Annotated in this window: 21 protein-coding genes; 8 read left to right on the forward strand and 13 right to left on the reverse strand. The window is 69.7% G+C overall.

Annotated features, from left to right (window positions below; translation table 11 throughout):
- Positions 1-4: 4 nt before the first annotated feature.
- The 9 genes from FEK34_RS04810 to FEK34_RS04850 form a co-directional block, all read right to left on the reverse strand.
- Positions 5-1,015: an ROK family protein gene (locus FEK34_RS04810; protein ID WP_138446627.1), complete on the reverse strand. Its 1,011-nt coding sequence runs from the start codon at positions 1,013-1,015 to the stop codon at positions 5-7.
- On the reverse strand, positions 1,012-1,830 hold the full coding sequence (locus FEK34_RS30605; protein ID WP_249358797.1) for a hypothetical protein: 819 nt from the start codon (positions 1,828-1,830) through the stop codon (positions 1,012-1,014). Before FEK34_RS30605 ends, FEK34_RS04810 begins: the two co-directional genes overlap by 4 nt.
- Positions 1,827-3,125, reverse strand: a complete 1,299-nt coding sequence (locus FEK34_RS04820; RefSeq protein WP_138446628.1) for an ArsA family ATPase — start codon at positions 3,123-3,125, stop codon at positions 1,827-1,829. The genes FEK34_RS30605 and FEK34_RS04820 overlap by 4 nt, the downstream gene beginning before the upstream one ends.
- Positions 3,126-3,172: 47 nt before the next feature.
- The gene (locus FEK34_RS04825; protein ID WP_138446629.1) at positions 3,173-3,610 is read right to left on the reverse strand and encodes an SRPBCC family protein; all 438 of its coding nucleotides are present in this window, start codon (positions 3,608-3,610) and stop codon (positions 3,173-3,175) included.
- A gap of 57 nt (positions 3,611-3,667) precedes the next feature.
- Complete coding sequence (locus tag FEK34_RS04830; RefSeq protein WP_138446630.1) at positions 3,668-4,039, reverse strand: polyketide cyclase / dehydrase and lipid transport; 372 nt, start codon at positions 4,037-4,039, stop codon at positions 3,668-3,670.
- Positions 4,040-4,069: 30 nt separating this feature from the next.
- A complete protein-coding gene (locus FEK34_RS04835) occupies positions 4,070-5,197 on the reverse strand; it encodes a glycosyltransferase family 4 protein (RefSeq protein WP_104359337.1) in 1,128 nt (375 codons plus the stop codon).
- 60 nt (positions 5,198-5,257) lie between these two features.
- The gene (locus tag FEK34_RS04840; RefSeq protein ID WP_138446631.1) at positions 5,258-6,265 is read right to left on the reverse strand and encodes a hypothetical protein; all 1,008 of its coding nucleotides are present in this window, start codon (positions 6,263-6,265) and stop codon (positions 5,258-5,260) included.
- A 6-nt stretch (positions 6,266-6,271) separates the two neighbouring features.
- On the reverse strand, positions 6,272-7,309 hold the full coding sequence (locus FEK34_RS04845; RefSeq protein WP_138446632.1) for an NlpC/P60 family protein: 1,038 nt from the start codon (positions 7,307-7,309) through the stop codon (positions 6,272-6,274).
- A 183-nt stretch (positions 7,310-7,492) separates the two neighbouring features.
- Entirely contained in the window at positions 7,493-8,080 is a 588-nt protein-coding gene (locus FEK34_RS04850; protein WP_138446633.1) for a C40 family peptidase, read from the reverse strand.
- Between the two features lie 592 nt (positions 8,081-8,672).
- On the opposite strand from FEK34_RS04850, the gene FEK34_RS04855 reads away from it, so the two are divergent.
- Both FEK34_RS04855 and FEK34_RS04860 read left to right on the forward strand, forming a co-directional pair.
- Complete coding sequence (locus FEK34_RS04855; protein WP_138446634.1) at positions 8,673-10,421, forward strand: DEDD exonuclease domain-containing protein; 1,749 nt, start codon at positions 8,673-8,675, stop codon at positions 10,419-10,421.
- A gap of 41 nt (positions 10,422-10,462) precedes the next feature.
- Positions 10,463-10,738 (forward strand): Lrp/AsnC family transcriptional regulator, encoded by a 276-nt coding sequence (locus FEK34_RS04860; RefSeq protein WP_138446635.1) that lies wholly within the window; start codon positions 10,463-10,465, stop codon positions 10,736-10,738.
- A gap of 3 nt (positions 10,739-10,741) precedes the next feature.
- Here FEK34_RS04860 and FEK34_RS04865 read toward each other — a convergent pair whose 3' ends face one another.
- Together FEK34_RS04865 and trpD are read right to left on the reverse strand one after the other, a co-directional pair.
- Complete coding sequence (locus tag FEK34_RS04865; RefSeq protein ID WP_138446636.1) at positions 10,742-11,035, reverse strand: hypothetical protein; 294 nt, start codon at positions 11,033-11,035, stop codon at positions 10,742-10,744.
- Positions 11,036-11,271: 236 nt separating this feature from the next.
- Complete coding sequence (gene trpD, locus FEK34_RS04870; RefSeq protein ID WP_138446637.1) at positions 11,272-12,333, reverse strand: anthranilate phosphoribosyltransferase; 1,062 nt, start codon at positions 12,331-12,333, stop codon at positions 11,272-11,274.
- 239 nt (positions 12,334-12,572) lie between these two features.
- Between trpD and ctaE the strand changes: the two genes are divergently transcribed.
- The 4 genes from ctaE to qcrB are packed head-to-tail and all read left to right on the forward strand — an operon-like array spanning position 12,573 to position 16,948.
- Positions 12,573-13,181: an aa3-type cytochrome oxidase subunit III gene (ctaE, locus tag FEK34_RS04875; protein WP_138446638.1), complete on the forward strand. Its 609-nt coding sequence runs from the start codon at positions 12,573-12,575 to the stop codon at positions 13,179-13,181.
- 58 nt (positions 13,182-13,239) lie between these two features.
- The gene (qcrC, locus tag FEK34_RS04880) at positions 13,240-14,103 is read left to right on the forward strand and encodes a cytochrome bc1 complex diheme cytochrome c subunit (RefSeq protein WP_138446639.1); all 864 of its coding nucleotides are present in this window, start codon (positions 13,240-13,242) and stop codon (positions 14,101-14,103) included.
- Positions 14,104-14,126: 23 nt separating this feature from the next.
- Entirely contained in the window at positions 14,127-15,308 is a 1,182-nt protein-coding gene (gene qcrA, locus FEK34_RS04885; protein WP_138458984.1) for a cytochrome bc1 complex Rieske iron-sulfur subunit, read from the forward strand.
- The gene (gene qcrB, locus FEK34_RS04890) at positions 15,305-16,948 is read left to right on the forward strand and encodes a cytochrome bc1 complex cytochrome b subunit (RefSeq protein ID WP_138446640.1); all 1,644 of its coding nucleotides are present in this window, start codon (positions 15,305-15,307) and stop codon (positions 16,946-16,948) included. Before qcrA ends, qcrB begins: the two co-directional genes overlap by 4 nt.
- A gap of 102 nt (positions 16,949-17,050) precedes the next feature.
- On the opposite strand, the gene FEK34_RS04895 is transcribed toward qcrB, so the two are convergent.
- Positions 17,051-17,539, reverse strand: coding sequence for a polyadenylate-specific 3'-exoribonuclease AS (locus tag FEK34_RS04895; RefSeq protein WP_138446641.1), 489 nt, complete (start codon positions 17,537-17,539; stop codon positions 17,051-17,053).
- 171 nt (positions 17,540-17,710) lie between these two features.
- Between FEK34_RS04895 and FEK34_RS04900 the strand changes: the two genes are divergently transcribed.
- The gene (locus FEK34_RS04900; protein ID WP_138446642.1) at positions 17,711-19,099 is read left to right on the forward strand and encodes a class II 3-deoxy-7-phosphoheptulonate synthase; all 1,389 of its coding nucleotides are present in this window, start codon (positions 17,711-17,713) and stop codon (positions 19,097-19,099) included.
- Between the two features lie 80 nt (positions 19,100-19,179).
- On the opposite strand, the gene FEK34_RS04905 is transcribed toward FEK34_RS04900, so the two are convergent.
- Positions 19,180-19,548 carry an Rv2175c family DNA-binding protein gene (locus FEK34_RS04905; RefSeq protein ID WP_036535256.1) on the reverse strand — a complete coding sequence of 123 codons (369 nt, stop codon included), beginning with the start codon at positions 19,546-19,548 and terminating at the stop codon, positions 19,180-19,182.
- Between the two features lie 159 nt (positions 19,549-19,707).
- Between FEK34_RS04905 and pknB the strand changes: the two genes are divergently transcribed.
- Positions 19,708-21,639 carry a Stk1 family PASTA domain-containing Ser/Thr kinase gene (gene pknB, locus FEK34_RS04910; protein WP_138446643.1) on the forward strand — a complete coding sequence of 644 codons (1,932 nt, stop codon included), beginning with the start codon at positions 19,708-19,710 and terminating at the stop codon, positions 21,637-21,639.
- Positions 21,640-21,686 lie beyond the last annotated feature (47 nt).

A 21,686-nucleotide genomic window follows, 5' to 3' on the forward strand; every position in this document is an offset into this window, starting at 1 on the left:
GTGCTCAGCGACTGGTGTGCGCGACCGAGGAGATGTCCCCACCGGGTGAGGCGAGGGCCGCGCGCGCCATCTCGGCGACGCCGATCATGCCCGCCGCCTCACCGAGTTGGGTGGTGCGGATGCGCGCGAGCGGCCGATGCCCGCGGCCGGTGAGCGCGGCGGCGTACTCCTCGCGGGCGTCATCGAGGAACAGCGGCGCCGAACTGCTCACCCCGCCGGCGATGACGACCAGATCCGGGTCGAAGATGTCGGCGACGAAGGCCAATCCGAGTCCGAGCCAGCGGGCGAAATCGGTCATGGCGCGCAGCGCGAGCGGATCACCGTCCTGGGCCGCGCCGGCGACTCGACGGCCGGTGAGCGAACCCGGATCCCGCAGCACCTCCCTGGCCAGCAACGACGGGCCGGGCTCGGTGGCGAGCAGTTCGATCGCGGTGTCGGCCAGCGCCGTGCCGCTGCAATAGCGCTCCCAGCAGCCGCGTTTGCCGCACGCGCAGGCGCGGCCCTCCGGAACCACCTGCAGATGCCCGAGTTCGGGTGCGATGCCGTGTGTGCCGCGATAGAGCTTGCCGTCGATGAGCAGGGCGGCGCCGATACCCGTGCCGATCGCGACCAGCACCACGTTGTGCCCGCCCGCCGCCGCACCGAACCGGTATTCGGCCCACATGGCGGCATTGGCGTCGTGTTCCAGCAGCACCGGCAGGCCGAGCCGGTCGCTGAGCCGCTGCGCCACGGGCGCGTCCTGCCAGGGCAGATGCGGTGCGAACCGGACGGTGGTGTGATCGCCGTTGACGAAACCGGCCACCGCGAGCCCCACCGCGTCGATGCGATGCCGTCCCGCCAGTTCACGCACCGCCCGGTCGATCGCGTCCTCGAGGGCGCGCGCCGAATGCGGGGTGGGGGCCTGCACGGTGTCGAGCACCGAACCCTCGCTGTCGACCACCGAGGCACGAATATTGGTGCCGCCGACGTCGATTCCGACGGTCAGTGGGTGCGAACCCGCCGCCGGTGCGGTCATGTCTTGATCGTCACGGGAATGCCGACGTAACGGGAGCGGGTGCGCTTGCCCTCGGGCGATTCGGGGCGGCCGGACCGGGCCCCGGGCTGCGACGCGGTTCCTGTGCCGGTGTCGGAGTCCCGTGCGCCGGATCGCGTGCCGGCCCGCGGGCCCTGCGCACCGGACCGGCCGGCGCGGGCGGCGGATCGGCCGGTCTCACCTGCACCTGCCGCTGGGTCCGCGTCGGGTGCGGGGGCACTGCCCGCGGGCGTTCCGCCGCTGCGGATGTCGTCGCGGACGGCGTCGGCGGGAGTGCTCGTGCGCGAGCGGCGGCGGCCGTCGGGCTTGGCTCGGCGGAGGCGGCTGCGCTCGGTGGGTGTGTCGTCGGTGGGTGCGCCGGGAGAGCCGGCACCGTCGACGAGATCGCCTGCGCCGTCGAAGGAACCGGCGCGCTCGGATTCGGCCTGCGAACCGTGCGCGGTCGCGCCCGGCGCCCGGGTGGCGCCCTCGGGCCGACCGTGATGACGATGCCGCACACCGGGTTCCGTGCCGTCGGGCATCACCGGTTCCACCGGCACACCCGCCAGCGCCTCCCGCAACACCGTGACGATCGCGGTGCCGTGGTCGGCGATGGCCGAGAGCACATCGTGCTGTTCGCCGCGCACCAGCGCCGCCGCCGCGCACACCGGGCACCAACTGCAGTTGTCCCATTCGGGTTTGCCGTCCGCGGCCGCCCGGCGCAGCACCGGTTCGACCCGTTCCAGGACGGCTTCGGCGAGCAATTTGAGTTCGGCGGCGAATTCGGCGAGACCGTCGGGTTCGGCGGTGGCGGTCACAGCGGCCACACCTCCGGGTCGGGCCGGAAGCGCACGATGAGATAGCCGCCGTCGAGTTCGGCGGCGGCGACCGTGCACCGCCGCAACACCGGCGCCAGCCGCACCCGGCGCCTGACCCCGTCCGCTCCCACGATCAAATCGTCCTCCACTCGTCCCAGCCGCAACGTCGCCGGGTCGGCGACCGGCAGATGCATCCGCATCGCATACACCGAATGCAGCCCGGCGCCCGATTCCAAACGAACCTTCGGTTCGCCCGACCGTGTGCCGCCCTCCGCCGGATTGTTGCCCAGGACCGGGCCCGTGTCGAGTTCCGCGCCCGCACCGCGCGGCGCGCCGCCGGTGCGCGTCGCGAGCGAGGCGCCCTCGTCCACCGCGTACGACAGCGCCGCCAGCGAACCGACACCCACCGGTTCCGGCCCGGTGTGCGCGGCGACCAGCACCGGGACCTCGGGCATCGCCCGGCGCAGCCCGGCGATCACATCGTGCTGTTCGGCGCGCCGATTCTGATACCAGTGCACCGCGGGATGCGCGGTGTCGGCAGGGCCGGTCGGTTCGGGCACCGCGGGCAGCACCTTGTTCACCACCACGGCGTCCAAGCGCAACCCCAGCAGCGCGGCCGCCGAACGCACCCGGGCGGATTCGGCGACCGCCACCCGCTCGGCGACCGTGATCAGGCGCGCCCCCGTGCGCTCATGGTCGGCCAGCAGATCACGCACCTCGGTCACCGCCGCCACGATGCGCTGGACGGTCGTCGCCAGCACCACCCGGCGCAAATCGGTGCCGAGAGAACTCATCGCCCGCGCGTGCGGCGGCCACACCCGGTCCAGATAGCCGAGCAGAGTGTCGGGCGCGGTGACGATGCGCAGCATGTCGGCCGAGGGCGGGCAGTCGACCACGATGACGTCCCAGTCGTCCTCGCCCGCGTACTCGGCGATCTCCACCAGCATCAGCAGTTCCTGCACCCCGGGTAATCCGGTGAGCTCGGCCGGATCCAGCGCGCCGAGATCGAATCCGTGCTCATGGCCGGTATCGGCCGACAGCAGCCGTGTCACCTCACGGAACCGGTCCTCGAGCAGCGCAAGGGAATCGATCTCGATCACCTCGAGCCCCGGCACCACCGTGGTGATGCCCGCGACGGTGCCCGGATCGTGCGGGAAACGGAAACCGAGTGCGTCACCGAGCGAATGAGCCTGATCGAGCGAGGCGACCAGCACCCGGGAACCCGCGCGTGCGTAGGACATCGCGGTCGCGCAGGCCAGCGTGGTCTTGCCGACTCCGCCCTTGCCGATGAACAGCTCGACGCGGGTACGGTGGTCCCCGCCCCGGCCGGCGCCGTGCCCGGTCAGCCTTCGACCCGTTTCTTCAGCTCCTTCAACGCGGTATCGGTGATCACCTTCTCGGCTTTGCGTTTGAACATGCCGATCATCGGGATGTTCAGGTCCACCGTGAGCTGATAGATCACCTCGGTGCCGCCGTCGGGCAGATCGACCAATTCATAGCTGCCGTCTTGGGCTTTCTGCAGGTCACCGCTGAGCAAGGTCCAGGTGACGGCCTTACCGTCCGGGCGCCAGGTGTAGGAGAGCACGTAGGTGTCCTTGACGACGCCGGCGTCGAGCACGAAGCGGGCGGTGCGGGCACGGCCGTCGGGACCGGATTCGAGCACCTCCACCGACTTCGCCGCCGACACCCACTCCGGGTAGGAGGCCAGATCGGCGATAACGGACATCACCTGCTGCGACGGGGCCGCGATGACGATCGATCTCTGGGTCCGGTCGGCCATGACGGGGAACGGTTCCTTTCCGGCGACGATGCTGGCGATGAAACGTCAGGACGTGAGCTACGGGGCGACCCCGGCCGGGCGATCGGCCTCCAGCCGGGACTTCACCTCGAACGACATCTTCTTACCCGCGACCCGGCGCGCCCGATTGGCCTCGGCCAACTTGCGCGGCTCGATCGGGCGCGTCGGCTCGGCATGCAGGAAATAATGCAGGATCACCCCGTCCAGCGAGGGTTCCAGCCACACCTCCATGGTGCCGGTCAGCGCGCCGCTCACGGTCCAGCGGATTCCCTTGTCGCCACGGTCTTCTCGCACGTCCAACGTCAGGTCCGGCCACCAGCGCCGCCATCTGCCCGGCGCGGAGAGCAACTCACCGACCGCCGCGCCCGAGGCGGCGACGAACGTCTGATCTGCGACCTGGATACTGCTCACGCCGCTGAGACTACAGCGCGCCGCGAGCCCTCAGCTCAGCAGTTGGCGCAGGCGCGCGCCGAGGGTGTCCCAGCGCCACTGCTGTTCGACCCATTGGCGGCCGGCGGCGCCCATGCGGGCGGCGGCCTCGGGATCGGCCAGGATGCCGACGAGGGCGTCGACGATCTGGTCGATCTTGCGACCGTCGACGACGCGGCCGGTCTTGCCCTCGATGACGGTCTCCGGTGCGCCGCCGGACCGTCCGGCCACGACGGGGACACCGGACGCCGACGCCTCGAGATAGACGATGCCGAGGCCCTCGACGTCCAGCCCGGCGCCGCGGGTGCGGGCGGGCATGGCGAAGACGTCGGCGAGGGTGTGGTGGGCGGCGAGCTCATCCGACCGCACCCGTCCGGTGAAGACGACGGAATCGGCGACGCCGAGCGCCTCGGCCAGGGCACGCAGCTTCTCCTCATACGGGCCGCCGCCCGCGATGACCAGCACCGCACCGTCCACCCGCTCCCGGATCTGCAGCATCGCCACGATCAGCGCGTCCTGGCCCTTGCGCGGCACCAGCCGCGACAGGCACAGGATCGTCGGCCGGTCGCCGAGGCCGTAGCGCTGCCGCAGCTCGGCGCGCGCGGCGGGATCGGGGCGGAAGACATCCGGGTCGACGCCCGGCGGCAGATACTCCAGCGCGGCATTCGGGCCGAACGCCGCGGAGAACCGGGCCCGGGTGTACTTGCTGACGTAGGTGACGACATCGGTCTGCTCACCGATCACCCGCAACGCCTGCCTGGCCGCCGGCAGCATCGACCAGCCGACCTCGTGCCCGTGCGTACTGGCCAGGATGCGTTCGGCACCCGCGCGGCGCAGCACCGGCGACATCAACGCCAACGGTGCCGCCGCCCCGAACCACACGGTGTCGCAGTTCTCGCTGCGCAACAGCTTCGCCGCGCGCCGCATCACCAGCGGGGTGGGCAGCATCAACGTGGTGGGATGGCGCACCACCTGGAATTTCTGCTCGGCATCGAACTTCACATGACTGTCGCCCCGCCACCGCGGCGCGTAGACGACCAGATCGTCCGGCGGCAGCTGCCCGGCCAATGCCTGCAGATACGACTGGATACCCCCGGGACGCGGCGGGAAATCATTGGTAACCAGCAGAGTTCGAGCCATGCCCAACAACCTACTGTGTTCGATTTTGCGTCGCCTGCGGCGCCGCGTGTTCGCGGAGGTTCAGGCGCTTCTGGCACGCAGCCAGGTTTGCCAGCCGCTGATCAGGTCCGCGCGGCTGGTGCCCAGGATTTCGCGCATGGCCGCGTCTTCGGAGGCGGGGGTTTGTGGCCCGGTGGCGAGGCGGCGGTACAGGGCGACGAGACCGGCGTCGTCGTGGGTGTCGGCGAGGTAGGCGCAGACCGACCAGGCCAGTTCGTAGGCGGTGGCGGCGTCGGGGCCGGTGAATTCGGGGTCGGCGGGGAGGTCGGCGGGGAGGGTGCCGGTGGCCAGGCGGGTGGCGAGGGTGGGGGCGATATCGGTGAACGAGTGGCCGAGCCCGCGGTGGGCGGCGTATTCGGCGAAACCTTCCAGCAACCATTGCGGGGAGCCGTCGACCGTCGCGGCCCTGGTGGCGACGTGGGTGAGTTCGTGGCGCAGCAGCGAGCGCAGGCCGCCGGGGTCGAGGCGGCGTCCGGCGTCGGGGCCGAAGACCACGCGCTGGCCGGTCGGCTGGGTGCCGGGGGTGAACGGATCCGAGACCGTGGCGGCGGCGACTTCGCCGGGAAGGTCGGTGGTCGCGCGGACCAGAGCGGCGAATTCGGCGGGCGTGGAGGACACGACCACCACCGGCGACCGGGACCAGTCCGGCCCCCACAGCTCGGTGACGGCGGCGCTCGCCGCAGCCAGCTCGTCGGCGAGGAGGTCGACTTCCCGCTGGTTCTGCGGATGCCCGGCGACCAGCGCGGGCTGAGCGCCACCGGTGGGCACCTGCCTGGTCACCAGCGGACCGAACGGTTCGGTGATGCGCTGGATCTGCGCCAACCTGGCGTCACCGACCGTGGCCTGACCGGCCACCGGCGCCGTGGTCGTACCCGCCCGCGCCGCGCGCAACGGCGCCACCACCGAATCGGGAAGCAACAGCAGCGCGGCGCAGGTGCCGGTCAACAGCATCACCATCACGGTGGTGAGGCAGAACTCGAAGCGCCGTCGCTGCGACAGCCAGTCACGGACGCGCCGCACACCGTTCATCGGTGCTCAGTATCGCCGAGCCGAGTGGTACGGCGTGGAACCCATGGGCGCGACGGCGACCGGCACACCGAAGGTGGAGGCGTGCAGCATCAGCCCGTTGCCCGCGTAGATGCCGACGTGGGAAATGTCGGGATAGAAGAAGACGACGTCGCCGGGACGCAGATCTTCCTTGGCGACGGGCGTGCCGTAAGACGCCTGCGCCGAACTGGTGCGCGGCACATCCTTGCCGACCTGCTTGAACGCCCACTGCACCAGGCCGGAGCAGTCGAATTGGTCCGGGCCGGTGGCGCCCCAGACATAGGGGTCACCCACCCGGGTGAGCCCGGCGGCCAGTGCGCTGGTGCCGCTGCCGGGCACGAGACCGCGCAGCAGGGTGTCGCGGTCGAAGCCGGGTGGGAACGGCGATCCGGCCAGCGCGGATTTGTCCTGGGCCGACAGCGTGCCCCAGGCCTCGATGACCTGGGCGATGGCGCCCTGGAGGTCGGCGCGTTTGCGTTCGAGATCACCGCGCACGGCATCGGCCTTCTCGGCGGCGGTGCGGGCATTGTCGGCGGCGGTGCGCGCGGTGGTTTCGGCCGTGGTCGCCGCGTCGGTGGCCTTCTTGTATTGCTTCAGCTGCGTGGAGGTCTGGGTGGCCACCACATCGAGGGTGGACATCTGGTCGAGCAGCTGCTGCGGCGAATCGCTGACCAGCACCGAGAACAGGCGATTGGTGCGCGCGCCCTGATAGGCCGCGATCGCGGTGCGGTCGATGACCGGCTGGAACTTGCGGACCTCGTTGCGTGCGGCGGTGACGGCGTCGGTGGCCGTGGCGAGCGTTGCTTCGGCGGCGCGCTGGGCGGCGAGTTTGGTGTCGAGGTCGGCCTGGGCGCCGAGCGCCTGCTGGTTGAGCTGCTCGGATTCGCGCGACAGGTCGATCAACCGCTGCACGGCCGCGCTGGCGGTGGTGGGCATGGTGGCCGGGTCGGCGCTCACCGGACCGCCGCCGGGTAGCGCCACGGTGAGTAGTGCCGCCGTGATCGTCGCCCCTGCCAGGCGTTTCATCCCTCGACTGCGGTGATCTGCTGCCACTGCCTGCCGTGCCCCGTTCTCGTGTGAAGCCGCGGAAAGGTCTCGATTAGGTTACGGAACGGCGACCTTCAGTGTCCAGTAGAGCACGAACCGATCACAGTCGCCGGACCGGCCGGGGCCCGCACCGTCGTGACGATGCGGGCCCCGGAGCTGCGGTCAGAAGCGGACGGCGCCCGCGACCGGCATGGAGGAGATCGGCGCGACGTGCACCGGGCTGCCGGCGGTGGAGGCGTGCACCACGTTGCCGTTGCCGGCGTAGAGGCCGGAGTGGCCGCCGCCGTAGAACGACACCACGTCGCCGGGCTGGAGCTGGTCCATCGAGACCGGGGTGCCCGAGGCGAGCTGGGCGCCGCTGGTGCGTGGCACCTCGCGGCCGGCCTGGCGGTAGGACCACTGCACGAGGCCGGAGCAGTCGAAGGCGTTCGGGCCCGCGGCGCCGTAGACGTAGGGCGCGCCGATCTTGCTCATCGCGGCGTCGAGCGCGACCTCGCCGAGGGTCTTGGTCGGCGCGGTGAACGGCAGCGGCGCGGGGGCGGGGATCTGCAGACCCGGCACGGCGGGCAGTCCGCCGGGGATCTGGTTGACGATGTTGTCCGGCACGTCGAAGGTGCCGACACCGGGGACGGTGACCGGTGCCGCCGCCGCGGGAGCGGCGGGAAGCAGGAACGCGCCGATGGTGGCAGCGCCGACGGCTCCGGCCGCAACGGCACGCTTGGCCTGTCGTTTGACGGTGGTGGACGCCATGATGCGGTACTCCCAATCTGCCTCACGACGCCGCACCGGGGTGGTGGGTCGGACCCGTGAGGTCTCGATGAGGTTACGAACCGATCACGGTGGTTTGTAAAGCCGCGAACAAGCGAAACGGCAATGGTCAACAATTCGGCGCGAGAAGCCTGCGATATGCGTCACAACAATCACGAAACGATAACGACGCGTTGATTTCCGCATGAACGGGAAGCGTCACCAGGCGTTACTTGAAGTAACAGTAACTGCGGCTGCGCGGTGGCTGAGACGCATTCCGCGCAGTTCACGGGACATCGGCGCGAGGTAGCGGGGCGGTCGCGGGGTGTCGGACAGCGTGTCCGAGGCGTGGAGGAGGGCGGGAGGGCCTCCTGCCGCATGGCGTGAATCCGACACGCCCGGCGATTGATACCCACCGTGATTCTCTGTGAGCTACGCCGCTTTTACGCATCGAAGATCATTTCGGGGGTACCAAAACGAAAAGCCCGTCCGTGTAATTCGGGTAATTCGCGCTGTTTTCCCGCACGCGCCGAGGCGAGGATCCTGCCCGCGAGCGGGGCGAAATCTGTCGGACCCCGGTCGTACGCTGCACGCCGTGTCCGACTCCGTCCCGCGCCGCCGCGCCGCGCAACTGGCCTTCGACGAGCTCGACACCCCGCTCTACGACACCACCTTCGTGGTGGTCGACCTGGAGACCACCGGCACCAGCCCGGACAACGATGCCATCACCGAGATCGGCGCGGTCAAGGTGCGCGGCGGCGAGGTGCTCGGGGAATTCGCCACCCTGGTCGATCCCGGCCGTGCCATTCCGCCCGCGGTCGTGCACGTCACCGGCATCACCACCGCCATGGTGTGCGCCGCGCCGCCCATCGAAGCGGTGCTGCCCGGCTTCCTCGAGTTCGCGGCGGGCGCGGTGCTCGTCGCGCACAACGCCCGATTCGATATGGCGTTCCTGCGGGCGGCGGCGGCGCGCTGCGGCACACCGTGGCCCGCCGCGCAGGTGGTGTGCACGGTTCGGCTGGCGCGGCGGGTGCTGGCCAGGGACGAGGCGCCGTCGGTGCGGCTGAGCGTGCTGGCGCGGGTGCTGGGGGCGAGCACCGAGCCGACCCACCGCGCCCTCGCCGACGCCCGCGCCACCGTCGACGTGCTGCACGCGCTGATGGCGCGGGTGGGCAATCAGGGCGTGCACAGCCTCACCGAGCTGATCGACTATCTGCCCGACGTGAGCTCGGGCCAGCGCGCCAAGCGCGGGCTGGCCGCCGATCTGCCCGCCCGGCCCGGCGTCTATCTGTTCCGCGGCCCGTCCGACGAAGTCCTCTATATAGGGACGGCGGTGAACCTGCGCCGCCGCGTCCGCAGCTACTTCACCGGCTCGGAGACCAGGGGCCGGATCAAGGAGATGGTCTCGCTGGCCACGCGCGTCGATCACGTCGAATGCGCGCACGGCCTGGAGGCGGGGGTGCGTGAGCTACGGCTGCTGATTGCGCATGCCCCGCCGTACAACCGGCGTTCGAAATTTCCCAAGCGAGGCTGGTGGATCACCCTTACCGACGAGCCGTTCCCGCGCTTGGCCATCGTGCGCAATCCTGCCGTCGACGCGCTCGGGCCCTTCGGCGCCAGAGCCGACGCCGCGGATGTCGCGGCAACCATCGCCGAGTTCAGCGGCGTGCGCACCTGCACAACTCGGTTGTCGCGCACCGCGATTCACGACTGCCCGCCCGCCGTCGTCGGTGGCTGCCCGGCGGCGGCCGATGGAATGGCCCGTAATAGTAGGGAATACGCGCCCGCGCCGGAGTCGGTGCGGGCGTTGTTCGCGGGCACCGATGACTCGGCCCTGGACGCAATGCTCGACCGCATCCGAACCCATTCCCGCGTCGAACATTTCGAGGCAGCGGCCCGGCTGCGCGACCGCACGGTGACGGTGATCCGCGCCCTGCACCGCACCCAGCGCCTGGCCGCCGTCGCCCGTATCGCCGAACTCGTCGCCGCGCACCCCGACGGCGCGGGCGGCTGGGAGTTCGCGGTGATCCGCTACGGCCGCCTCGCGGGTGCGGGCACGGCCGCCAGGGGAGTGGCGCCCATGCCGGTGGTGGAGCGGATCGTGGCGGCCGCGGAAACTGTGGTCTGCGACGGTGATCTGTCGCCGCTGCGTGGCGGCTCGCCGGAGGAGGTGGGGTTGGTGGTGCGCTGGCTGGCCCGGCCGGGCGTGCGGATCGTGCGCACCAGCGAAGGCTACTGGGAACCGATGCGCGGTGCGGGCCGCCGGCTGGCCTGGGCGGCAGCGGCCGAGGCTGCGGTGGCGGGGGAGTCGGCGGCGCAGGATTACGAGCGCATGTCCGGCTGAGTGGCGACGAGCGACCGCGGGGATCTCCTAGGCTGAGGCCCATGATTACCGCCATCGTCATGATCAACGCCGCCAACGCTCGAATCCCCGAAACCGCGCAGGCGGTCGCCGATATCGAGGGCGTCAGCGAGGTCTATTCCTGCGCGGGCGATGTCGACCTCATCGCGGTGGTCCGGGTCCGCGACCACGAGCAGATCGCCGAGGTGGTGACCGGCCGCATCGATAAGACCGAGGGCGTCGTGCGGACCACCACGCACATCGCGTTCAAGTCCTATTCGCGCGCCGACGTCGAAGCCGGGTTCTCGCTGGGCGAATAGAGGTCAGGGGACCTGGATCGACGTACCGACGACGGTGCGGACCTCGCGTGAGGTGAGCGTGGCGGTGATATCGCCGCGGCAGCCGCGCCCGTAGTACACGGTCACCGGCACGTCGGTGTGGTTTTCCACCTTCAAGCTGCGCGCGCCACCGCTGACCTCGAGGCAGCCGACGGGGTCGTGATGCACGGTGCCGTCGACGACGAGCCCGCCGCGCGCGGCGGCTGCGGGCCCGGCGCTCAGCACCACCACCAACGCGGCGAGCAGAGTGCCGGACACCACGGGCGCACCGTGCTTCATGCCTACCTCCAGACCCACGATCGACGGTTGTCAGTGCGGGCGCGGGCGATCGCCTGCCCCGCGTGGGCAGGGCGGCGACTGCCGGGTATGCGCCGAGTCGTCCGATCAGGGCACGTCGATGTGCCTGGACGACCGCGCAACTCTATAGCGCCGATCGACGGTTTGCCGGTCCAGGCAAGACCGGCGTTTCTCACCGGCACGCCGATTCATCGGCGACGGGCCGCCGGACGGCGCTATCAGGCGTCGCCGAGGGTGTTGGTGAGCTTGGCCCAGCGATCCAGCAGCGCCGCCCCGCGCCCGCTGTCGATGGCCTCGGCGGCGCGTTCGACGGCGGCCGACAGCTGATCGTCCAGATCGGCGTCCGGATCGCCCGCGCCCTGCGACAGGTCGTAGGCCACGATGGCGGCTGCCGAGTTCACCAGCACCGCATCGCGCACCGGCCCCGCCGTTCCGGCCAGCACATCGCGCGCGACACCGGCGTTGACCTGCGCGTCCCCGCCGCGCAACGCGTCGAGGTCGACCCGGGGGAAGCCGAGCCGCGTGGGATCGATGGTGGTCTCGCGCATCCGGCCACCGGAGACCACCCAGACGTCGGTGGTGGCGGAGGTGGTGATCTCGTCGAGTCCGTCGTTGCCGCGCACCACCAGCGCGCTGCTGCCGCGCGCGGCGAACACCCCGGCGATCTTGGGCAGCAGATCGGCGAACGCGCAGCCCACCAGGCCCGCGCGCGGCTGGGCCGGGTTGGTGAGGGGGCCGAGCACGTTGAACACGGTCGGGATGCCGATTTCCTTGCGCGCGGGCCCGGCGAAACGCAGCGCGGGATGAAACAGCGGCGCGAAACAGAACCCGATGCCGACCTCACGCACGCAGCGCGCCACCGATTCCGGGCCGAGCGCCAGGCGCACGCCGAGCGCTTCGAGCACGTCGGCGCCGCCGCTCTTGGAGGTGGCCGCGCGATTGCCGTGCTTGATGACCGGCACACCCGCCGCCGCCACGACGATCGACGACATCGTGGAGATGTTCACCGAGCCGGACCGGTCGCCGCCGGTGCCGACGATGTCGACCGCGTCGCCGTCGATATGGACCAGCCTGGCGTGCCCGAGCATGCCCGAAGCCAGGCCCGACAGCTCCTCGGCGGTCGGCCCCTTGATCTTGATCGCCACCCCGAACGCGGCGATCTGCGCCTGCGTCGCATTGTCGGAGAAGATCTCGTTGATCACCCATTCGGTGTCGTCCGCGGTCAGGTCGCCACCGTCGGCAAGGGTGCCGAGCACCTGGGGCCAGCTGCGCACGCTCATCAACATCTCCCATCACACTGGTACGCCCAGCAGTCTCGTAGGGGACAACCCTAATGGGCTCCGGCGCGGGCGGTCTGTCGATATCTGTTCGCGCGACCCGTTCCGGCCTCCTGAACTTGATCTTCGCGACCCGATTTTCCGGCGTTCCCGCAGGCAGTGGCACAACCGAATCCGACACGCACAGGCAAGTTTCCTACCCGGGTACTGCTGTCGTACTACGACGAGTCATACTTACCCCCGTGACGACCGCAGTAGGCACCCCAGGATCGGCCATTACCCAGCGTGTGCATTCGCTGAACCGGCCCAACATGGTCAGTGTCGGCACCATCATCTGGCTGTCCAGCGAGCTGATGTTCTTCGCCGGCCTGTTCGCGATGTACTTCGTCGCGCGTGCGCAGTCCACCGAGTGGCCGCCGGAGCCGACCGAGCTGAACATGAAGCTCGCCGTCCCGGTCACCGCCGTGCTGATCGCGTCGTCGTTCACCTGCCAGCTGGGTGTCTTCGCCGCGGAGCGCGGTGACGTCTTCGGCCTGCGCCGCTGGTACGTCCTCACCCTCGCCATGGGCACCTTCTTCGTGCTCGGCCAGGGCTACGAGTACTACAACCTCGTCCACGAGGGCACCTCGATCTCGAGCAGCTCCTACGGCTCGGTGTTCTACATCACCACCGGGTTCCACGGTCTGCACGTCATCGGTGGTCTGATCGCGTTCGTGTTCCTGCTGGTGCGCACCAAGCTGAGCAAGTTCACCCCGGCGCAGGCCACCGCCGCGATCGTCGTCTCCTACTACTGGCACTTCGTCGACATCGTCTGGATCGGGCTGTTCGCCACGATCTACTTCGTCCGCTGACCCGGGCTCAGTGGAAGCTTTTGCACCAGTCGGTTCCGTCTACTCCAAAGGGACACAGATGAGTTCATCTCCCCCATCAGCGCCAGAGCCCGCCAGCCCCGGGCACGGCCAGGCCAGCAAGACGCGCAGGCAGCGCCGCGTCCGCCGCCGCATCGCGGGCGGGCTCGCGCTTCTGGTGGGTCTCGTCGGAGCCGGCTTTCTCGCCTCGGCCCTCACTCCCGACCCGCAGATCGCGACGGCCAACGAGGACACCTCGGCGCTGATCCGTGAGGGCCAGCAGCTGTATGAGACCTCCTGCATCACCTGCCACGGCGCGAACCTGCAGGGTGTCGAGGATCGCGGTCCCAGCCTGATCGGTGTCGGCGAGGCCGCGGTGTACTTCCAGGTGTCGTCGGGTCGTATGCCGATGACCCGCAACGAGGCCCAGGCCGAGCGCAAGCCCGTCAAGTTCGACGCCCACCAGACCGACGCCATCGGCGCCTACGTGGCGGCCAACGGCGGCGGCCCCACCGTGGTCCGCAACGCCGACGGCACCATCGCCCAGGAATCGCTGCGCGGCGACGACATCGCCCGCGGTAGCGAGCTGTTCCGGATGAACTGCGCCTCCTGCCACAACTTCACCGGCCGTGGTGGCGCGCTGTCGTCGGGTAAGTTCGCGCCGCCGCTCGAGCCCGCCTCCGAGCAGCAGATCTACGCCGCGATGCTCACCGGCCCGCAGAACATGCCGAAATTCTCCGACCGGCAGCTGAGCCCGGAGGAGAAGCGCGACATCATCGCCTACGTCAAGGACTCGATGGAGGCCAAGGCGCCCGGCGGTTACGGCCTCGGCGGCTTCGGCCCCGCGACCGAGGGCCTGGCCATCTGGGTCGTCGGCATCGTGCTGACCGTCGGCGCCGCGATGTGGATCGGATCCCGGTCATGACAGATAAGAAGGAGCGAGACGACATGGGGCGCCCGGATGAGGGATCCAGTGCCGAGCCGTCGAAAGAGACGGTGAAGCCCACCGGCCACGCCGCCGCGGAGCCCACCGAGGCCGAGCTGGACGCGATGTCGCGTGACGAGCTGGTCAAGCTCGGCACCGAGATGGACGGCGTCGACGTCGCCTACCGGCGCGAGCGGTTCCCGGTTCCGGGCACCCGCGCCGAGAAGCGCGCCGAGCGTCAGGTGGCGCTGTGGTTCGCCATCTCCGGTCTGGCCGCCGCCGCGCTGGTCGGTGTGTTCCTGTTCTGGCCGTGGGAGTACAAGGGCAAGGAGTCCGACGGACACGGCCTGTACTCGCTGGCCACCCCGCTGTACGGCATCACCTTCGGTGTCTCGATCCTGGCGATCGGCATCGCGGTCGTGCTGATCCGCAAGAAGTTCATCCCGGCCGAGCTGTCCATCCAGGAGCGCCACGACGGCCGCTCCAGCGAGGTCGACCGCCGCACCCTGGTGGCTGAGCTGCAGGACGCGCTCGACACCTCCACGCTGGGTCGCCGCAAGATGATCACCCGCACCGCGGGCGCCGGCCTCGGCATCGTCGGTCTGGGTTCGGCCGCGCTGTTCGTCGGCGGCATGATCAAGAACCCGTGGGCCAAGGGCGACAAGTCGCCGCTGTGGGTGTCGGGCTGGACCCCGGACTGGGAGGGCCAGACCATCTACCTGCGCCGCGACACCGGCCGTCCCGAGGACATCGTGCTGGTGCGTCCGGAGGACCTGGACGCGGGCGGCATGGAGACGGTGTTCCCGTGGAAGGAAGTCTGGCGCGGTGACGAGCACGCGACCCTGCAGTCGCTGCGCGGTATCCGCAACGCCGTCATGCTGATCCGGCTGCGCACCGAGGACGCGCAGAAGGCGATCAAGCGTAAGGGCCAGGAGAGCTTCAACTTCGGCGACTACTTCGCCTACTCGAAGATCTGCACCCACCTCGGTTGCCCGACCTCGCTCTACGAGCAGCAGACCAACCGGATCCTGTGCCCCTGCCACCAGTCGCAGTTCTCGGCGACCGAATGGGGTAAGCCGGTCTTCGGTCCGGCCGCCCGGGCGCTGCCGCAGCTGCCGATCACCGTCAACTCCGAGGGCTTCCTGGTCGCCAACGGCGACTTCATCGAGCCGCTCGGCCCGGCCTTCTGGGAGCGTCGTTCATGAGTTCTCCATCAGCAATCGGCCGGAAGGTCGGTGCCCACGCCGACGCCGTGGACGAGCGCTACCGCGCCGCCGCGTTCATGCGCCGCTCGATCAACAAGGTCTTCCCGACGCACTGGTCGTTCCTGCTGGGTGAGATCGCGCTCTACGCGTTCATCATCCTGCTGCTGTCGGGTGTGTACCTGACGCTGTACTTCGATCCGTCGATGAGCCACGTCGTCTATGACGGCGCCTACCAGCCGCTGCGCGGTGTGGGTATGTCGCGGGCGTATGAGACGGCGCTGAACATCTCGTTCGAGGTGCGTGGTGGCCTGTTCGTGCGGCAGGTGCATCACTGGGCGGCGCTGCTGTTCGCGGCCTCGATCATCGTGCACCTGCTGCGCATCTTCTTCACCGGCGCGTTCCGCAAGCCGCGCGAGGCGAACTGGGTGATCGGTTCGCTGCTGCTGATCATGGCGATGTTCGAGGGCTTCTTCGGCTACTCGCTGCCCGACGACCTGCTGTCGGGTACCGGCCTGCGGGCCGCGTTCTCCGGCATCACCATCGGTGTGCCGGTGGTGGGTACCTGGTTGCACTGGCTGATGTTCGGCGGCGACTTCCCGGGCGAGATCATCATCCCGCGCCTCTACATCGCGCATGTGCTGCTGTTCCCGGGCATCATGCTGGCGCTGATCGCGGCGCACGTGGCTATCGTCTGGTACCAGAAGCACACCCAGTTCCCCGGACCCGGCCGCACCGAGAACAATGTCGTCGGTGCCCGCATCGTGCCGGTGTTCGCCGCGGACCAGGGCGCGTTCTTCGCCTTCACCCTCGGCTTCGTCGGCATCATGGGCGGCGTCCTGCAGATCAACCCGATCTGGAACCTGGGGCCGTACAACCCTTCGCAGGTTTCGGCCGGTTCGCAGCCCGACTTCTACATGATGTGGACCGACGGTATGGCGCGTCTGATGCCGCCGTGGGAGCTGTACCTGGGCCGCTACACCGTGCCCGCGGTGTTCTGGGTCGCGCTGGTGATGGGCTTGGTGTTCACCCTGCTGATCGCCTACCCGTGGATCGAGAAGCGGCTCACCAAGGACACCGCCAACCACAACCTGTTGCAGCGTCCGCGCGATGTGCCGGTGCGTACCGCCATCGGCGCCATGGCGATCACCTTCTACGTGATCCTGACCCTGGCCTGCGTCAACGACATCATCTCGTTGAAGTTCGACATCTCGCTGAACGCCACCACCTGGGTCGGTCGTATCGGTCTGCTGGTCGGCCCGCCGATCGCGTACTTCCTGACCTACCGGTTCTGCATCGGCCTGCAGCGCAGTGACCGGGCGGTGCTCGAGCACGGCATCGAGACCGGCGTGATCAAGCGGCTGCCGCACGGTGAGTACATCGAGGTGCATCAGCCGCTGGGCCCGGTCGACGAGCACGGCCACCCGATCCCGCTGGAGTATCAGGGTGCCCCGGTGCCCAAGAAGATGAACCAGCTGGGTTCGGCCGGCCAGCCCGGCACCGGCAGCTTCCTGCGCCCGGATCCGTGGCAGGAGAGCGAGCAGCACTTCGCCACCGAGCTGGAGGAGGAGCACAAGCAGCTCGCGGTGCTGAAGAAGGCACAGGAGAACGCCAACGGTCACGGTGGCAAGCACAGCCACTGACCGCTGACACGCGAAGCAGGCCCCGAGTCGGATCCGACTCGGGGCCTGCTTGTTCGTTCGGCTCTTGTCGAGGCGGCCTGGGCGGCTGTGGCGGCCGAGGCCTCAGCGGCGGCGGGCGGCCTCGATGGCCTCGTACTTGGCCAGGTTGTGGCGGGCATCGGCGAGGGCGTCATGGGCGTCGACCGGGATCGGCGGCAGATCCGGGCGCCCGTGCGCGTCCCAATGCTGCCGCAGCTCGTTGGTGTAGCGGGGCAGCGCGGGCGGCAGATCCACCATCGAACCCCACAGCTGGCACAGCACCACATGGTCGTAGGCGCCCACCCACGCCCACAGCTCCGGCTGCACCGTCGGCCGCGGCACCAGGAACTTGTACAGCTCGTCGCGGATCTGCCTGCGGCTGCGCCACAGCGGCGACGACGGCGAGGGCAGCTTGGGCAGCACGTTCTTGCGCACCCACGGCCCGGCCCGCTCGGGATCGAATTCGGTGGATACGGCGTAGTATTCGCGGCCGTCCTCACAGACCACCGCGATCGAGACGAGGTCGATCACCTTCCCGTCCTCGATGAATTCCGCGTCATAGAAGTACTTCACAAAGCCGGTCTCCTCCCGAAACTTGTCCGCTCGAGGGTACGGCCTGGTGGTATACCCGCTGCACGACGGCCCGCCCGAAGTCCCGGATGCGGGCACCGGCGCACCAGCCGGTGCGGACGGAGTTGGCCGCGCGGATGCTCGCCGCCGCGCGCGGGTCCGTATTCTGAGTGGGTGAACTGGACCGTCGACGTACCCATCGATCGTTTGCCCGAGCTGCCGCCGCTGCCCACGCAGCTGCGCCAACGGCTCGACGACGCGCTGGCCCGTCCCGCGCTGCAGCAGCCGTCCTGGGATCCGGGGCAGGCGGCGATGATGCGGACCGTGCTGGAGAGCGTCCCGCCGGTCTGCGTGCCCGCCGAAGTGGAGGAACTGCGCGAGCGGCTCGCCGAGGTCGCGCGCGGTGAGGCCTTCCTGCTCCAGGGCGGCGACTGCGCGGAGACCTTCGCCGACAACACCGAGCCCCATATCCGCGGCAATATCCGCACCCTGCTGCAGATGGCGGTGGTGCTCACCTACGGCGCCAGCCTGCCGGTGGTGAAGGTGGCGCGGATCGCGGGCCAGTACGCCAAGCCGCGCTCCTCCGACACCGACGCGCTGGGCCTGAAGTCCTACCGCGGCGACATGATCAACTCGCTGGCCCCCGACGCCGCGCTGCGCGAGCACGACCCGTCGCGGCTGGTGCGCGCCTACGCCAACGCCAGCGCCGCGATGAACCTGGTGCGCGCGCTGACCGGCGCGGGCATGGCCGACCTGCACCGGGTACACGACTGGAACCGTGATTTCGTCGCGCAGTCCCCGGCGGGCGCCCGCTACGAGGCGCTGGCCGAGGAGATCGACCGCGGCCTGCGGTTCATGACCGCCTGCCGGGTCAACGATCCGAGCCTGCAATCGGCGCGTATCTACGCCAGCCACGAGGCGCTGGTGCTCGACTACGAGCGGGCCATGCTGCGGCTGGGGGAGTCCCCGGCCACCGGTGAGCCGGTGCTCTACGACCTGTCGGCGCACTTTCTGTGGATCGGCGAGCGCACCCGTCAGCTGGAGGGCGCGCATATCGCGTTCGCGGAACTGCTGGCCAACCCGATCGGGCTCAAGATCGGCCCCACCACCACGCCGGATCAGGCCGTGGAGTACGTCGAGCGGCTCGACCCGAACAACGAGCCGGGCCGGTTGACGATCGTCTCGCGGATGGGCAACAGCAAGGTGCGCGAGGTGCTGCCGCCGATCATCGAGAAGGTGCAGGCCACCGGTCACCAGGTGATCTGGCAGTGCGATCCGATGCACGGCAACACCCACGAATCGTCGACCGGATTCAAGACCCGCCACTTCGACCGCGTGGTCGATGAGGTGCAGGGCTTCTTCGAGGTGCACCACGCGCTGGGCACCCATCCCGGCGGCCTGCACATCGAGCTGACCGGTGAGGACGTCACCGAATGCCTCGGCGGCGCCCAGGACATCTCCGACCTGGATCTGTCCGGCCGCTACGAAACCGCCTGCGACCCGCGCCTGAACACCCAGCAATCGCTGGAGTTGGCGTTCCTCGTCGCGGAGATGCTGCGCTGATCACCGGACGGTGAGGCTGGTTCACCCGGTCGGCGCGTCGGAAGCGCCGGCCGGGTGAACGTCATCAACAGGGGTGGCGATCAGAAGGGTTCGGCGGCGGCCCGGCGCAGCACCTCGCGGGCCAGCGGGCCGTGCAGCGCCTCGACCGGCTTACCGGGCAGGGAATCGTCGTCGGTGAAGATCCACTCCAGGATCTCCTCATCGGTGTACTTGGCATCACGCATGACGGTGATCAGGCCGGGGAGAAACCTGATCACGTTGCCGTCTTTGTCGAAGAAGATCTCCGGAACACCGGCCACGCCGTCACGGCGGACGGCCAGGAGTTGATGGTCGCGCAGCATCTGATGCACCCTGGTCACCACGATGCCGAGCCGTTCTGCCACGTCGGGAAGTGACAACAGGGTCACCGAGGCGGGCAGAACATCGTCACTGCAGGGAAATGCGCTCACCCGGATAACGGTAGACGTTGCCCGCGACCACGTCGTGAGACACCCGGGGGCGTTCGGTCGATACCATCGTGGGGGCCGCAGAGCGCGGCTGCTCTTGTCGCGCGCAGCGAGGGGTGGAGAGGGTTTGTGAAAGCCGGAGGACATCAATTGATCGGCCACATGCTGGAAGGGCGTTACCGCATCGATGCGCCGATCGCTCGGGGTGGGATGTCCATGGTGTTCCGCGGCGAGGACACCCGTCTGGATCGCCCGGTCGCGATCAAGGTGATGGATCCCAAATTCGCCGGTGATCCGCAGTTTTTGTCCCGTTTCGAATTCGAGGCCCGCGCGGTCGCCAAGCTGAAACATCCGTCGCTGGTCGCGGTGTACGACCAGGGCGTCGACGGCGACCATCCGTTCCTGATCATGGAGCTGGTCGAGGGCGGCACGCTGCGCGAGCTGCTGCGCGAACGCGGTCCGATGCCGCCGCATGCGGTGCGCGCGGTGGCCGAGCCGGTGCTGGCGGCCATCGGGGTGGCGCATTCGGCGGGGCTGGTGCACCGTGACATCAAACCGGAGAACGTGCTGATCTCCGATTCCGGCGAGGTCAAGATCGCCGACTTCGGCCTGGTGCGCGCGGTGGCCGCGGCCAACACCACCTCCGCGAGCGTCATCCTCGGCACCGCCGCCTATCTGTCGCCGGAGCAGGTCACCTCCGGCACGGCCGACGCGCGCAGCGACGTGTACTCCTTCGGCATCCTGATCTTCGAACTGCTCACCGGGAAAGTGCCGTTCACCGGCGATACGTCGTTGTCGGTGGCCTATCAGCGCATCGAGAAGGATGTGCCGAGCCCGAGCCAGTTCATCGCGGGTGTGCCGCCGGAGTTCGACGCGCTCATCGCCCGTGCCACCGCCCGCGAACCTTCCCACCGGTTCGCCGACGCCAACGAGATGGTCGCCGAACTGCGCGCGATCAGCGCGTCGCTGGAGCTGCCCGCCTATCGGGTGCCCGCGCCGCAGGAATCGGCCGAGCATCTGAGCTCGTCCTACCGGGCCGTGCCCGGCGCGGACGGGCCGCGTTCGCCCGAGCCGCGCCCGCATCCGGTGGCGCAGCCCCAGCACACCAGGGTGGTCACGGCGCAGCGGCCACGCACCGAGTTCGCCGCCGCACCACCGCCGCCGCAGCACGTGCGTCCGCATCCGGGGCCCGCGCCTGCCTTCGCCGGCGATCGCGGCAATTCCCGCCGCACCGCCGCGATATGGATCGCCATCGTCGCGGTGCTGACCCTGCTGGTCGGCGTCGGCGGGTGGTGGCTCGGGGTGGGCCGGTTCGAGGCGGTGCCGAGCATCGCCGGGATGGACGTGGAGAAGGCCACGGCGGTGCTCAGCAGCGCCGGCTTCGAGACCACGACCCGGCAGAAGGCCTCCGACACCATCCCGGTGGGTGGGGTGGTCGGCAGCGATCCCTCCGCCGGTTCGCGCGTCACCAAGGGCTCCTCTGTCGCGGTGTTGATTTCCAGCGGTAAGCCGCAGGTTCCCGAGGTCGCGCCCGGTGCGGATATCTCCGAGGTGAACCAGCTGATCCGCGACCAGGGCCTGCAACCGGTGGACGCCGGTGAGGCGCCGAGTGCGGCGCCCGAGGGGACGCTCGCCAAGGTCGATCCGGCACCGGGCACGGTGCTGCCGATGGGTGCGCACGTGAAGGTGTACACCAGCAAGGGCTCACAGCCGGTGAAGCTGCCCGACCTGCGCGGCAAGACCACCGCCGAAGCCCAGCAGATGCTCACCGACCTGGGCATCACGGTGAGCGGGAACCGTCCGCAGTTCGATCGCAGCGTGGCCGCCGGCGACGTCGTCGGCACCGATCCCGCCGCCGGGACGACCGTCGAGGCGGGCTCGTCGGTGGTGCTGCTGGTCTCGGATGCGGTGAAGATGCCGGAGGTGCTCGGCAAATCGGTCGCCGAAGCCCGTGAGGTGCTCGAGGGCCTCGGCTTGACGGTGCAGGTCCGCCAGCTGGCCCCGCTGGATTCGTCGGTGGTGGTCTCGCAGACGCCCGCGATGAACGCCAACGTCCAGGCGGGGGCAACCGTCACCATCGTCGCCCTGCCCTGATCCGGGCTGCGCGCGCCCGGGCCTTGCGGCGAAACGCGGCGCGGGCG

This window comes from Nocardia cyriacigeorgica, from assembly GCF_005863245.1.
Lineage (GTDB): Bacteria > Actinomycetota > Actinomycetes > Mycobacteriales > Mycobacteriaceae > Nocardia > Nocardia cyriacigeorgica_C.

Coding starts and splice junctions, on each gene's coding strand:
- FEK34_RS04835 (WP_104359337.1), bottom strand. CDS start 5,197: ATGGCTCGAACTCTGCTGGTTACCAATGATTTCCCGCCGCGTCCCGGG.
- trpD (WP_138446637.1), bottom strand. CDS start 12,333: ATGAGCGTGCGCAGCTGGCCCCAGGTGCTCGGCACCCTTGCCGACGGT.
- FEK34_RS04845 (WP_138446632.1), bottom strand. CDS start 7,309: ATGAAACGCCTGGCAGGGGCGACGATCACGGCGGCACTACTCACCGTG.
- FEK34_RS04810 (WP_138446627.1), bottom strand. CDS start 1,015: ATGACCGCACCGGCGGCGGGTTCGCACCCACTGACCGTCGGAATCGAC.
- pknB (WP_138446643.1), top strand. CDS start 19,708: ATGCTGGAAGGGCGTTACCGCATCGATGCGCCGATCGCTCGGGGTGGG.
- qcrA (WP_138458984.1), top strand. CDS start 14,127: ATGGGGCGCCCGGATGAGGGATCCAGTGCCGAGCCGTCGAAAGAGACG.
- FEK34_RS04840 (WP_138446631.1), bottom strand. CDS start 6,265: ATGAACGGTGTGCGGCGCGTCCGTGACTGGCTGTCGCAGCGACGGCGC.
- FEK34_RS04825 (WP_138446629.1), bottom strand. CDS start 3,610: ATGGCCGACCGGACCCAGAGATCGATCGTCATCGCGGCCCCGTCGCAG.
- FEK34_RS04865 (WP_138446636.1), bottom strand. CDS start 11,035: ATGAAGCACGGTGCGCCCGTGGTGTCCGGCACTCTGCTCGCCGCGTTG.
- qcrB (WP_138446640.1), top strand. CDS start 15,305: ATGAGTTCTCCATCAGCAATCGGCCGGAAGGTCGGTGCCCACGCCGAC.
- FEK34_RS04860 (WP_138446635.1), top strand. CDS start 10,463: ATGATTACCGCCATCGTCATGATCAACGCCGCCAACGCTCGAATCCCC.
- qcrC (WP_138446639.1), top strand. CDS start 13,240: ATGAGTTCATCTCCCCCATCAGCGCCAGAGCCCGCCAGCCCCGGGCAC.
- FEK34_RS04850 (WP_138446633.1), bottom strand. CDS start 8,080: ATGGCGTCCACCACCGTCAAACGACAGGCCAAGCGTGCCGTTGCGGCC.